This window comes from Sandarakinorhabdus glacialis, assembly GCF_014643455.1.
Lineage (GTDB): Bacteria > Pseudomonadota > Alphaproteobacteria > Sphingomonadales > Sphingomonadaceae > Sandarakinorhabdus > Sandarakinorhabdus glacialis.
Window position 1 is genome coordinate 289,935 of record NZ_BMJM01000001.1, and the last position, 11,555, is coordinate 301,489.

Here is an 11,555-nt window from a genome sequence, read left to right on the forward strand (position 1 = left end):
CTCAGCGGACGCGGGGCAGGTGCGCATGGGCACCCGCATAGATCTGACGGACGGCGGGCTTGGACAGCTTGCCGGTGGCGAGGCGGGGAAGCGGTTCGGCCGAAAACGCGACGAAGCGCGGCACCTTGTAGTTCGAGAGGTTGGCGTCGCAGTGGCGGATGAGCGCGGCGACATCGATTTCGACGGGGCCGTGGATGACTGCGAACGGGGTCTCGCCGAATTTCGCGTCGGGGGCAGCGATGACCAGCACTTCGGAGATGCCGGGGAATTCGGCAATGACGGCTTCGACCTCGGCAGCGGCGATGTTGAGGCAGCCCGAAATGATGAGGTCCTTCATGCGATCGATGAAGGTCAGCATGCCGTGTTCGTCGAGCACGCCGATGTCGCCCGACCATAGCCAGCCGGCGCGGATGGTGCGGGCGGTTTCCTCAGGATTGCGCCAATAGCCGGCCATCATGCCGGGCGAGCGCATGAGGATCTCGCCGCGTTCGCCGGGGTCGCAGTCGCTGCCGTCGGGACGGACGACGCGGATATCGAGGAAGACGCCGCCCCAGCCGCATTTGTCGGGGGCGGCTGCTGCGAGGTGTTCGGGCATCATGGTGGCGTTGCCGCCGACCTCGGTCTGGCCGTAGATCTGGCGGATGACGATGCCGCGGGCGGCCCAGGTTTCGGATAGCTGCCGGCTGACGCGGGCGCCGCCAGCGGTGACGAGGCGCAGCGACGACAGGTCGGCAGCGGCGAATTCGGGCAGCGCGGCGATGAATTCGAAAAAGGCGGGCACGGCGCCGAAGCAGGTGATGCGCTGTTCTTCGATGAGGCGGAGCGCCTCCAGCGGCACGAACTGCGGTACCATGAAGATGGTGCAGCCCTGGACGCCGTAGTGCATCAGCTGGACAAAGCCGGCGGAGGTGTTGAGCGGGGCGAGGCAGATGACGCGCGCGCCGGCGGCGGAGGCTGTGCTTTCGACGGCCCAGTTGGCGGCGTAGGCGGTCATCGAGCGGTTGGTGAAGACGACACCTTTGGGCTTTGCCGTCGAGCCCGAGGTGGCGATGATGACGACGGGGGCGTCGGGGACGGGGTCGTGGGCGACGTTGGCGGGTTCGCCGTGACGGAGCGCGGCGATCACGGCGATGTCGTCGGGGGCGTGGCCGGCGGCGGCGATCTTGTCGAAATATTCGGGCATGGCGAAGATGCGCGAGGGCTCGGCGGTGTCCGTCAGCTCGGCGATCTCGCGGGCTGTGTAGCGGAAGTTGATGGGCGCGACGATGCCGCCGGCGCGGATGATGCCGAGGATGAGCGCGACATAGGCGAGGCTGTTGGTGGCGCAGATCGCAACGCGGTCGCCGGGGGCGAGGCCGCCGGCGACGAGGAGCGCGGCGACGCGGCCGGACCAGTCGTGCCAGGCGGCATAGGTGAGGGTGTCGCCCTCGAGCACGACGGCGGCCTGGTCGGGGCGCATGCGAGCCCACCAGGCGATGGCGGCGGGTAGAGTCTGGGCCATTTGTTCCCCTTAGGCGCGCCGTATTCTTCGGCTGGCACCGTGATTGCTGTCGTTCTGCGGGCGATGCTAGGAAGCGTTCTATCTAATGGCAATAGGTATTGATGAGAGGGTTGGCGACCAGCTCGATCTGTTATCTATGTCGTTTAGATAAACCGGGGTACGAACGCCGGGAGCGGGGAAAACCATGGACAGTCATGACTATGTCATTGTCGGTGCCGGTGCCGCCGGCTGCGTGCTGGCGTATCGGCTGTCGGAGGACCCGGCGAATTCGGTGCTGCTGATCGAGGCAGGGCCGCGCGACACGCATCCGTTCATTGCGATGCCCAAGGGGCTGGCCAAGGTGATGGCCGATCCGAGCCATCTATGGGCCTATGCCAGCCAGCCCGACGATTGCACGGCGGGGCAGTCGGAGATGTGGGTACGCGGCCGGGTGCTGGGCGGATCGAGCTCGGTCAACGGCATGATGTATGTGCGCGGCCAGCCGGCCGATTTCGATGCGATTGCCGAGATCAGCAGCGACGACTGGAACTGGGCGCATATCGGCGCGGCCTATGCGGCAATGGAGAACCACGAGCTGGGCGCTGCGCCGACGCGGGGCGATCGCGGGCCGCTCAAGGTGACGATGCCGGTGCTGCGCGATGCCTTGTCGGAAGCGCAGCTGGCGGCCGGCGAGGCGATGGGGTGGCCGCGCAAGGTCGATGTCAACACGCCGGATGATGGCGATGGCATCGGTTATGCGCCGCGGACGATTTCGGGGGGCAAAAGGCAGAGTGCGGCGACGGCGTTCCTGCGGCCGGCCGAGAAACGCCCGAACCTGACGATCGTGACCGATTGCACGGTCGACCGGGTGGTGTTCGAGGGCAAGCGCGCGGTGGGCGTCGAGGTGGTGCGTGGGGGCGGGCGGGAGATTTTGGCCGCGCGGCGCGAGGTGATCGTCTGCGGCGGGGCGATGGCGAGCCCGGGCATATTGGAGCGGTCGGGGATCGGCGATGCGGCGCGGCTGGCGGCGCTGGGGATCCCGCTGGTCCATGCGAGCGACCAGGTCGGCGAGGGATCGATCGAGCACCGCGGGCTGATCATGCAGTGGAAGCTGACCAGCGACGTTTCGCAGAACCGGGACTTTCATGGCTGGCGGCTGCTGAAATCGGCGCTGCGCTACTATCTCAACCGGACCGGGCCGATGTCGGCGGCGGCGTACGAGATCGGCGGCTGGTTCCGGACGCGGCCGGGGCTGAACCGGCCCGATGCGCAGGTGCTGGTGGCGCCGTTCTCGTTCGATTTCGCCAAGCAGCGCCAGGATGTCGAGCGGTTTCCGGGGATGCACGTGGTGGTCTATGCGCTGCGGCCGACGTCGCGCGGCAGCATCCATATCGACAGCCGCGACCCCGACAAGCCGGCGAGTTTCCGGCCGAATTACCATGACAACGACGCCGATCGGCAAGCGATGATCGGCGCGGTCAAGGTCATCCGAGACTATGTGCGGACGCCGCCGCTGGCGGCATTCGTTGGCGAGGAGACGATGCCGGGACCGGACTTCGCCGGCGATGCCGGGATTATCGATGCCTATGACCGGTTCGGGACGTGCGCGTATCACGCCGTCGGCAGCTGCCGGATGGGCAAGGACGATGCCGCGGTGGTCGACCCGCAGTTGCGAGTGCGGGGGGTCAGCGGGCTGCGGGTGATCGACACCTCGGTCATGCCGGTGATCCCGGCCGGGAACACCGCCGGCCCGACGATGGCAATGGCATGGCGGGCAGCGGACCTCATCCTTTCCGAAGCGCTGGCACGCGCTGACTGACGTTTTTATCTATTGACTGTAGTTTTAGGACTACGATGCTTTGGGGCATCGGAAAGAACATCGGCGGAAATGCCGGGACGACAATTTTTCATGGGAGGGGATCGAACATGACGCGACAGTTTCACCTGGCTGCATTGCTGCTGACATCGGCGCTGGCGGGCCTTCATGGGCGCAAGATGCGGTTGCTCCCGCCTCCCCCGAGCCCCTTGCGCAGTCGCAGGCGCAGTCCGATGAGCCGGGCGAGATCGTGGTAACGGCGCGGCGGCGGGACGAGCGGCTGGTCGATACGCCGGTAGCGATCACGGCGGTCAGCGGCGCGACGCTGAATGCCTATTCGGTGACGCGGGTGACCGACCTGGCGACATTGGTGCCGTCGCTGATTGCCGGCAAGGCGGCTTCGGGGTCGTCGGCGAGCATCTTCCTGCGCGGTGTGGGGTCGACGGCGCTGTCGGCGGGGTTCGACCAATCGGTATCGTTCGTCATCGATGGCCTGCCGATGAGCCGCGGCCGCGAGATCAGCCTGCCGCAGTTCGACGTGCGCGGCGTCGAAGTGCTGAAAGGCCCGCAGGCGCTGTATTTCGGTCGTAACACAACAGGCGGCCTGATCAGCGTGACGACCAACGGTCCGACTGACGAGCTCGAGGCCGGCATCAAGGGTGACTATGGCTTCAAGGCGCAGGAGAAATATGTCGAGGCCTATATCTCCGGGCCGCTTACCGACACCATTCGCGGCCGGGTTGCCGGGCGGTATTCGAAGGCCAACGGAGCCTTTGTCAACACGGCGGCGCTGACCTATCCGACGCCTATCCCGGGGCAGGTGCGGACACGCAATGCCGACCGGCGCGGCTACTCGGAGGCCTATAGCGGCCGGGTGACGCTCGACTGGCAGCCGACAGACGGCATCACATTCGAGCTCAAGGGCGGCGCGACAAAGATGACCGACGGCGGGCCGACGGACCTTATCGAGCGGGTTTGCGGCGGCGGGCGGACGACGCCGTTGCCGGCGAACGGCATACCGCCGAGCCCGAATGCCGATTGCGTGGTCAATGGCCGGTCGGACAGCTCGGCGCTGCCGATCCAGGTTGCGGAGGCGAACTATCGCAATGCCCGCGACGGCCGGATGTATGCCGATTTCGATTCGCAGTACGCGATCCTGACGGGGAACATCGAAAGCGAGCCGTTCGACCTGGCGTCGATCACCGGCTTTTACCGCTTCAACCAGACCGACCTGAACAATGTGTCGGGCGAGGCGTATCCGGCAAGCTTTTCCCAGCTGGCGAATTTCACGCAATATTCGCAGGAGCTTCGGTTCCAGTCGAAATTTGCCGGGCCGCTCAATGTGCTGGTCGGGGCGTTTTATGCGCATGGCAAGTTCAAGTTCGATACGGATGCCTATATATCTTCCCGGTGCCGTTCGATCCGACGACGGGCACGTATGTGACATTCAAGCGGGATAATGGCTTTGAAACCGATTCGATGTCGGTGTTCGGCGAGGCGACGGTCGACCTGACCGAGAAGTTCGAGATTTCGGCGGGCGCCCGCTACAGCCTGGAAGCCCGCGATTCCTACCAGCGGTCGTTGCCGGCGCACATCGCCTTTGCCGGCGCGTTTCCGGGCAATATCGTGCTGACCGATCGTTATCGCGACGACAATATCTCGCCGCAGGTGACGGTGCGGTACAAGCCCGAACCGGATACGTCGATTTATGCGGCCTACAAGCAGGGCTTCAAGGCGGGCGGGTTCAATATCTCGCAGGCGCTGACGCCGGCGGCCAGCGTGGCGGCGGGACGATACGGCGCAGAGACGGCAGAGGGCGGCGAGATCGGGCTGCGGACCTTGCAGTTCGACCGGCGGCTGAGCTTCAACATCACCGCGTATCGCTATATTTACAGCGACCTGCAGGTGCAGTTCTTCGACCCGCAGAGCGTTTCATTGACGGCGGGCAACGCCGGGGCGCTGCGGACCCAGGGGGTTGAGGCGGATTTCAATTACCGGGTGCCAGGCATCGACGGGTTCAGCCTGCGCGGCGCCGGGGCGTATAACGACGCCGAATACGCCGATTATATCGGGCAGTGTTTTCCGGGGCAGACAATCGCGCAGGGGTGCAATCTGCTGCCCGTCGGCACGGCGTTTACGTCGCAGGATTACGATGGGCGGACGCCGCCGAAGGCACCGAAGTTTGCCGGGCGGCTGGGATTCACCATGGATGCGCCGTTGGGCAGGTCGGGGCTGTCGCTGCGGGCCTCGAGCGACGTTAGTTATACGTCGGAATATAATTACACCGATGCGCTGCGGGTGGATTCGATCCAGCCGGCGTATGCGCGGATCGATGCGGCACTGGCGCTGTGCGGTTCGGACGGACTGTGGACGGTGTCGCTGATCGGGCGGAACCTGACCAACAAGCTGACGGTGACGGCGGCGAACGACATTCCGTTTGCCGGCGGGACCGGGACGGGGACCAACACCGGCGTCCTGGCGGATATGTCGGCATTCGTGGACAATCCGAGGGAGATTTTTCTTGAGCTGGCGCTGAAGTTCTAGCCGGTTTCGGGGCGCTGCCGCTGACGCTACCGCTGGCGCTATCGCTATCGCTATCGCTGGCGCGGGCCGTAGCGGACGCGGAAACCGTCCAGAAGCGCGCGCAGGGCCTCGACGTGGAGGTCCTCGTCGCTGGCCGGGGCGGCGGCGATGGCGCTGGCGAGATAGGGGAAATGCGCCTCGTCGACGGGTGGCATCGCCGGGGTGTGGTGTGCCTCGGCAGCGGCGGCGAACAGCGCCGAGCCATAGGTGAATTTTTCGACGGCTTCGAGGATGACGGCGTGGAATTGCGGCGGATAGGGGCAATCGACGAGCGAGCGTTCATAGGCCGGCAGCATCAGCTTGCGCGGGAAGAAGCGCAGCGCCAGCGGGGCGGCGTTGGGATGGCGGAGGGCGACGCGCCGGGTGGCGAGGCTGAGCTCGATGGTGCGGGTTTCCCAATCGTCGGACCAGCGTTCCTGCTGATGGCCGATCTCCTCGAGGAAACAGCGGGCGACCTGGGTGAGAAGCTCTTCCTTGTCGCGAAAGTGGTGATAGAGCGACGGCGCGCTGACGCCGAGGACGCGGGCCACGGCCTGGAGGCTGAGGCCGTCGAGGCCGCCACTGTCGATGAGGCTGAGCGCGGCATCCGCGGCGGCGCGCCGGGTTATCAGCGGCGAGGCGGGGCGGCCGGCGCGGGGCACGCGCGGCGTTGTTGCGGCGGCGGTTGCAGACGGTGATGATGTCATTCGCCGATTTTCCCGGCCTTGTTGCAGGTCATCGGGGCACCGTAGAAGGCACGGCGCAGCGGCGCCAGAGTCGGGCACGGAAAAAACTAATCTTGTTAGACAGGATATGATGATGGCGGTGAAGCGTTTCCAGGCGGGCGACGGGATCGAACTGGTGGCCGACGTCGCGGGGCCGCAGGGTGCGCCGGCGGTGATCCTGCTCCATGGCGGCGGGCAGACGCGGCATAGCTGGGCAGGGGCGATGACGGTGCTGGCCCAGCGCGGCTACCGGGTCATCAGCTTCGACGCGCGCGGGCACGGTGACAGTGGGTGGTCGGACGCGGGAGCCTATGGTCTCGATGACCGGGCCGCGGACCTGGCGGTGGTGGCGGGCTCGCTTTCGGCGCCATTCGCGGTCGTCGGCGCGTCGCTGGGCGGGGCGACGGCGATCCATTCGGTGGCGCTGGGCCTGCAGCCGGCGGCGGTGGTGCTGGTCGATATCGTGCCCGAGCCGGAGGCGGCGGGCATCGCGCGGATCGTCAATTTCATGCGCGGCAATCCCGATGGCTTTGCGACGTTGGGTGAGGCGGTCGATGCGGTGGCGGCGTATAATCCGTCGCGGCCGCGACCGCGCGATACCACCGGGTTGATGCGCAACCTGCGGCACCGCGAGGACGGCCGGCTGGTCTGGCATTGGGACCCGCGGATCCTGTCGGACGGGCCGGCGGTGGATCATGCCGTCGTCAAAGCATCGGCAGCGACGCTGGCGGATGCGGCGGCGCCGCCGGTTCTGCTGGTGCGCGGGTTGCAGAGCGACGTCGTCAGCGATGCCGGGATCGCGGCGTTCCGGGCACTGGTGCCGGCACTGGAAGTGGTCGATGTGACGGGGGCGGGGCACATGGTGGCGGGGGATCGCAACGATGCCTTTAACGCCGGGGTGACGGGATTCCTGGAGCGGCACCTGCCACTTTCGGGACGATAAACTATTGTCATTAGATTAGTGTCAGGGTAATGTCGTCGCTCATCTTGGGAGGGTGAGCGCGCCATGGAAAACATCGCCGAACTGACGCAGCCGGCGCTGCGCAAGGTCACCCGGCTGGTCGACCTGACTGCCAGCCAGCAGGCCGCCATCCGCCGGATCCCGGCCGAGAAGGACGCGGTCAACGTGCCGATCGCGGCGTCGCGGCCCAACGCCATCTTTACCGGGCAGGCGCGCTTCGACGCCGAGCAGGCGGGCATTTTCCGGCGCTATCCGGTGCCGATCACGCTTGAGGCGGTGCTGGCGGAGCCCGGGTCGGTGGTCGCCGTCGAGGCCTATGGCATGCCGTTGCTGGTGACGCGGACCCGCGACGACGAGATCCGGGTGTTCATCAATTCGTGCCAGCACAAGGGTTCCAAGCTGGTCGAGGATTGCGAAGTCCACAAGCAGAGCCGGCTGACGTGCCCATATCACGCCTGGACCTATGGGCTCGACGGCAGACTGGTCGGGGTGGCGCGCGCCGAGATGTTCGAGGGGCTGGACAAGGGCAGCCGCGGGCTGAAGCAGCTGCCGTCGCGGCTGTGGGGCGGCGTGGTCTATGCCCAGCTCGATGGCCGCGATCCGGACTGGTCGCAGGTATCGGACCAGGTTACAGCGGATTTCAAGGCGTTCGGCATGGCCGGGGCGCATGTCTATGGGCGCAAGTCGTTCGAGCTGAAGGCCAACTGGAAGCTGGTGCTCGAGCCGTTTCTGGAAGGCTATCATGTGCAGCGGCTGCACGCGGCATCGATCGGGCGGCTGTTCGTCGATGCGCCGAATATCGTCGATATGTTCGGTGCCAATGTGCGCCAGGTATCGGGGCGTATCGGGTATGAGCCGTCGATGGTCGACGACGACCCGGAGGGCAATGTCCACAAGCTGGTGACGCATGCCTATACGGCGTTCCCTAACGTCGTCGTCGTGACGAGCCAGTATTATATCAGCGTGATGATCCTGGTGCCGCGCGGCGTCGATCATACGACGGTGCATTATTTCATGCTGACGCCCGGCCCGGCGACGACACCGAAAGCCGAGGAGGTGTTCGAGCGGTCGTACGACCTGATCATCAAGGTTTTCGGCGGCGAGGATTTTCGCGCGGCGGAGATCAGCCAGGCGGGGCTGTCGACGGGGTATCCGGAGACGACGCTTTACTGTGGGCTGGAGGCGAATATCGTGAATTATTACGATGCGATCGAGGCGCTGATGGAGGTTTGATCGCGGGGTCTTGGCTCGGCAAGTCGGGCGTCCTTCGATTTCGCTCGGGATGAGCGGATCCGGGGTGTTGCGCGGGCTGAGTATCGCTTTGACTGGCGCGATCGTGTTCGGCGTCTCGGTGGATGCTGAAACAAGTTCAGAATGACGAGCGGGTTTGGTCGTCGGCGCGGGTGGTGGCGCGTTCGGTCAACCGGGCGGCGGCGATGGTCAGCGCTCGCCCGCGATACGGTAGCGAATGGCGCCGCAATTGCATCCACCCTCGATCATGCCCGCCCCTCTCCAATTGAACTGGACACGCCGAATTGGCTTTATCCGACGGCGGTAGTTCGTAAACCTGTGTGCAAGTGCAGGTTTGCGAGGATGATGGCATATGGACCTGTTGATCGATGCCGACGACTTGGCCTTTGTCGACGAGGCGCGGATTTTTTTCGAACGCGACTATCCGCGCGATATAATCGACAAGGCGCGCGCCGGGATCGTGCTGACGCGGGATGATCATGTCCGCGCCCAGCAGGCATTGCAGGCGCGTGGCTGGCTGGGGGTCGGCTGGCCGGCGGAACATGGCGGGCCGGGGTGGACGCCGGTGCGGCGGTATCTGTTCGAGCAGGAACTCGAGCGGGCGGGGGCGCTTTCGATCATCCCGATGGCGGTGATCTATATCGGGCCGATCGTCTGTGCGTTCGGGACGCCGGAGCAGCAGGCGCACTGGTTGCCCGACATTCTCGAATCACGGGCGATGTGGGCGCAGGGTTATTCCGAGCCGGAATCGGGGTCGGACCTGGCCTCGCTGGCGATGACGGCGACGCGCGATGGCGATGATTTCATCCTGCAGGGATCGAAGATCTGGACGTCGGGGGCACATTGGGCCGACTGGATATTCTGCCTGGTGCGGACCGAGAAGACGGCGCGCAAGCAGGACGGTATCTCGATGATCTGCGTCGACATGCGGACGCCGGGGGTCGAGGTGCGGCCGATCATCACGATGGACGGGTCGCACGAGCTCAACCAGGTGAGGTTCGATGCGGTGCGGGTGCCGGCGACGAACCTGATCGGCGAGGAGGGGCGCGGCTGGTACTATGCCAATGTGCTGTTGTCGGCGGAGCGGGTTTCGTACGCGCATGTCGGCCGCAAGCGCGCCGACCTCGCGGCGCTGGCGGTGCTGGGGGAGGAACGGCTGGGGGCCAATAACGGCTTTCGCCAGCGGCTGGCGCGGGCGGGGATCATGCTCGATGTGGTCGAGATCAGCGTCTTGCGCGTGTTGACGGGCGACGCCGAGCCGGCGGCGGTCTCGGGGCTGAAGATCGCGTGCACGCAGCTGGCGCAAGAGATCACCGCGCTGTGGGTGGAACTGGCCGGGCGCGACCGGTCGGCGCTGGTCGATCGCAGTGCCGCGGGATGGTCGGCGCAGGCGCCAGCGGTGCCGGGTTTTGCGGTGACGCGCACGGCATCCTATTTGTTCGAGCGGGCGCAGACGATCTATGGCGGGTCTACCGAGGTGCAGAAGACCATCGTCTGGCGGCATCTTGCCCGCGGTGGGGCACTCGGGCGCAGGGCATGAACCTCGACTGGAGCGATGACGAACTAGCGTTTCGGCAGGAAGTGCGGGAATTTTTCGCCGAGAATTTGACGGACGAGCTGCGGTCGGCAGGGACATGGATGACCAGTGTCTATGCCGATCATGAGCGATCGCTGGCGTGGCAGCGAATATTGCACAAGCGCGGCTGGGTCGCGCCGGCCTGGCCGGTGGAGCATGGCGGCGCCGGGTGGAGCGTAGCGCAGCGATATATCTTTGCTCGCGAGCGTGCGGCGGCCGGGGCGCCGCCGGTGTCGCCGATGGGGATCGCGATGTGCGGGCCGGCGATCATCGGGCATGGCAACGATTGGCAAAAGGCGCATTTCCTGCCGCGGATGCTGAGCGGCGAGCATTTCTGGTGCCAGGGCTATTCCGAGCCAGGGGCGGGATCGGATCTCGCGGCGCTGCAGATGCGCGCCGAGGATGACGGCGACGCGCTGGTGTGCACGGGGCAGAAGATCTGGAACACCCATGCCGATGTCGCGAACTGGGGATTTTTCCTGGTGCGCACGTCGCGGCTCGAGCGGCTGCAGCAGGGGATCACGTTTTTGCTCGTGGACATGACGACGCCGGGGGTGACGGTGCGGCCCATTGTGTCGCCAGCGGGCGAGCATATCCAGAACGAGATATTCTTCGACCAGGTGCGGGTGCCCAAGGCCAATGTCGTTGGTGCGATCGACAATGGCTGGACGGTGGCGAAGTACCTGCTCGAGTTCGAGCGCGGCGGGTCGGCCTATGCGCCGGACCTGCAGGTGCGGTTGGATCAGATCGAGGCGGCGGCGCGGACGGTCGCGGTGGGGGATGGAATGCTGGCGGACGACGCGGCGTTCGTGCGGCGGCTGGCACTGGCGCGGATCCGGCTGGCCGCGTTCGAGACGTATGAGTTTCGGGCGATGGCGGGGCCGGCTTTGTCGGGGGCGTCGGCGTCGGTGATGAAGGTGCTCGGTACCGAGTTGCAGCAGCATGTTACCGAGCTCGGGCTGCTCGTGGCGGGGCGGTATGGCATGGCCTACCAGCCGCAGGCGGGCATGCCGGGGGGCCAGGTTTCGCTGCCGCATGCGCACGGTACGTTCGTCGGCCCGCGCCAGGCGGCGGTCGCGCCGCTGCGCTATCTCAACGAGCGCGCCGGGTCGATTTATGCCGGGTCGAACGAAATCCAGCGCAACATCATCGCCAAGACGCTTCGGCTGTAAACAGGACCCCCT

At 66.0% G+C, this 11,555-nt stretch carries 9 protein-coding genes; 7 read left to right on the plus strand and 2 right to left on the minus strand.

Features of this window, described 5'->3' with window-relative positions; translation table 11 throughout:
* Position 1 precedes the first annotated feature (1 nt).
* Positions 2–1,501, minus strand: a complete 1,500-nt coding sequence (locus tag IEW98_RS01495) for a class I adenylate-forming enzyme family protein (RefSeq protein ID WP_188761146.1) — start codon at positions 1,499–1,501, stop codon at positions 2–4.
* A 184-nt stretch (positions 1,502–1,685) separates the two neighbouring features.
* Here IEW98_RS01495 and IEW98_RS01500 point away from each other — a divergent pair, with 184 nt between their 5' ends.
* The 3 genes from IEW98_RS01500 (at position 1,686) to IEW98_RS16090 (ending at position 5,840) form a co-directional block, all read left to right on the plus strand.
* Complete coding sequence (locus IEW98_RS01500) at positions 1,686–3,299, plus strand: GMC family oxidoreductase (RefSeq protein ID WP_188761147.1); 1,614 nt, start codon at positions 1,686–1,688, stop codon at positions 3,297–3,299.
* 247 nt (positions 3,300–3,546) lie between these two features.
* Positions 3,547–4,740: a TonB-dependent receptor plug domain-containing protein gene (locus IEW98_RS16085; RefSeq protein ID WP_207792471.1), complete on the plus strand. Its 1,194-nt coding sequence runs from the start codon at positions 3,547–3,549 to the stop codon at positions 4,738–4,740.
* The gene (locus tag IEW98_RS16090) at positions 4,707–5,840 is read left to right on the plus strand and encodes a TonB-dependent receptor (protein ID WP_207792472.1); all 1,134 of its coding nucleotides are present in this window, start codon (positions 4,707–4,709) and stop codon (positions 5,838–5,840) included. The genes IEW98_RS16085 and IEW98_RS16090 overlap by 34 nt, the downstream gene beginning before the upstream one ends.
* 50 nt (positions 5,841–5,890) lie before the next feature.
* On the opposite strand, the gene IEW98_RS01510 is transcribed toward IEW98_RS16090, so the two are convergent.
* Positions 5,891–6,565: a TetR/AcrR family transcriptional regulator gene (locus IEW98_RS01510; RefSeq protein ID WP_188761148.1), complete on the minus strand. Its 675-nt coding sequence runs from the start codon at positions 6,563–6,565 to the stop codon at positions 5,891–5,893.
* Positions 6,566–6,671: 106 nt separating this feature from the next.
* Here IEW98_RS01510 and IEW98_RS01515 point away from each other — a divergent pair, with 106 nt between their 5' ends.
* The 4 genes from IEW98_RS01515 (at position 6,672) to IEW98_RS01530 (ending at position 11,543) form a co-directional block, all read left to right on the plus strand.
* On the plus strand, positions 6,672–7,526 hold the full coding sequence (locus IEW98_RS01515) for an alpha/beta fold hydrolase (RefSeq protein WP_207792473.1): 855 nt from the start codon (positions 6,672–6,674) through the stop codon (positions 7,524–7,526).
* A gap of 63 nt (positions 7,527–7,589) precedes the next feature.
* Positions 7,590–8,777, plus strand: a complete 1,188-nt coding sequence (locus tag IEW98_RS01520) for an aromatic ring-hydroxylating oxygenase subunit alpha (protein WP_188761149.1) — start codon at positions 7,590–7,592, stop codon at positions 8,775–8,777.
* A 370-nt stretch (positions 8,778–9,147) separates the two neighbouring features.
* Entirely contained in the window at positions 9,148–10,335 is a 1,188-nt protein-coding gene (locus tag IEW98_RS01525) for an acyl-CoA dehydrogenase family protein (RefSeq protein ID WP_188761150.1), read from the plus strand.
* The gene (locus IEW98_RS01530) at positions 10,332–11,543 is read left to right on the plus strand and encodes an acyl-CoA dehydrogenase family protein (RefSeq protein ID WP_188761151.1); all 1,212 of its coding nucleotides are present in this window, start codon (positions 10,332–10,334) and stop codon (positions 11,541–11,543) included. The genes IEW98_RS01525 and IEW98_RS01530 overlap by 4 nt, the downstream gene beginning before the upstream one ends.
* The last annotated feature ends 12 nt before the right edge of the window (positions 11,544–11,555 follow it).

Coding starts and splice junctions, on each gene's coding strand:
- IEW98_RS01495 (WP_188761146.1), bottom strand. CDS start 1,501: ATGGCCCAGACTCTACCCGCCGCCATCGCCTGGTGGGCTCGCATGCGC.
- IEW98_RS01530 (WP_188761151.1), top strand. CDS start 10,332: ATGAACCTCGACTGGAGCGATGACGAACTAGCGTTTCGGCAGGAAGTG.
- IEW98_RS01525 (WP_188761150.1), top strand. CDS start 9,148: ATGGACCTGTTGATCGATGCCGACGACTTGGCCTTTGTCGACGAGGCG.
- IEW98_RS01515 (WP_207792473.1), top strand. CDS start 6,672: ATGATGATGGCGGTGAAGCGTTTCCAGGCGGGCGACGGGATCGAACTG.
- IEW98_RS01520 (WP_188761149.1), top strand. CDS start 7,590: ATGGAAAACATCGCCGAACTGACGCAGCCGGCGCTGCGCAAGGTCACC.
- IEW98_RS01510 (WP_188761148.1), bottom strand. CDS start 6,565: ATGACATCATCACCGTCTGCAACCGCCGCCGCAACAACGCCGCGCGTG.
- IEW98_RS01500 (WP_188761147.1), top strand. CDS start 1,686: ATGGACAGTCATGACTATGTCATTGTCGGTGCCGGTGCCGCCGGCTGC.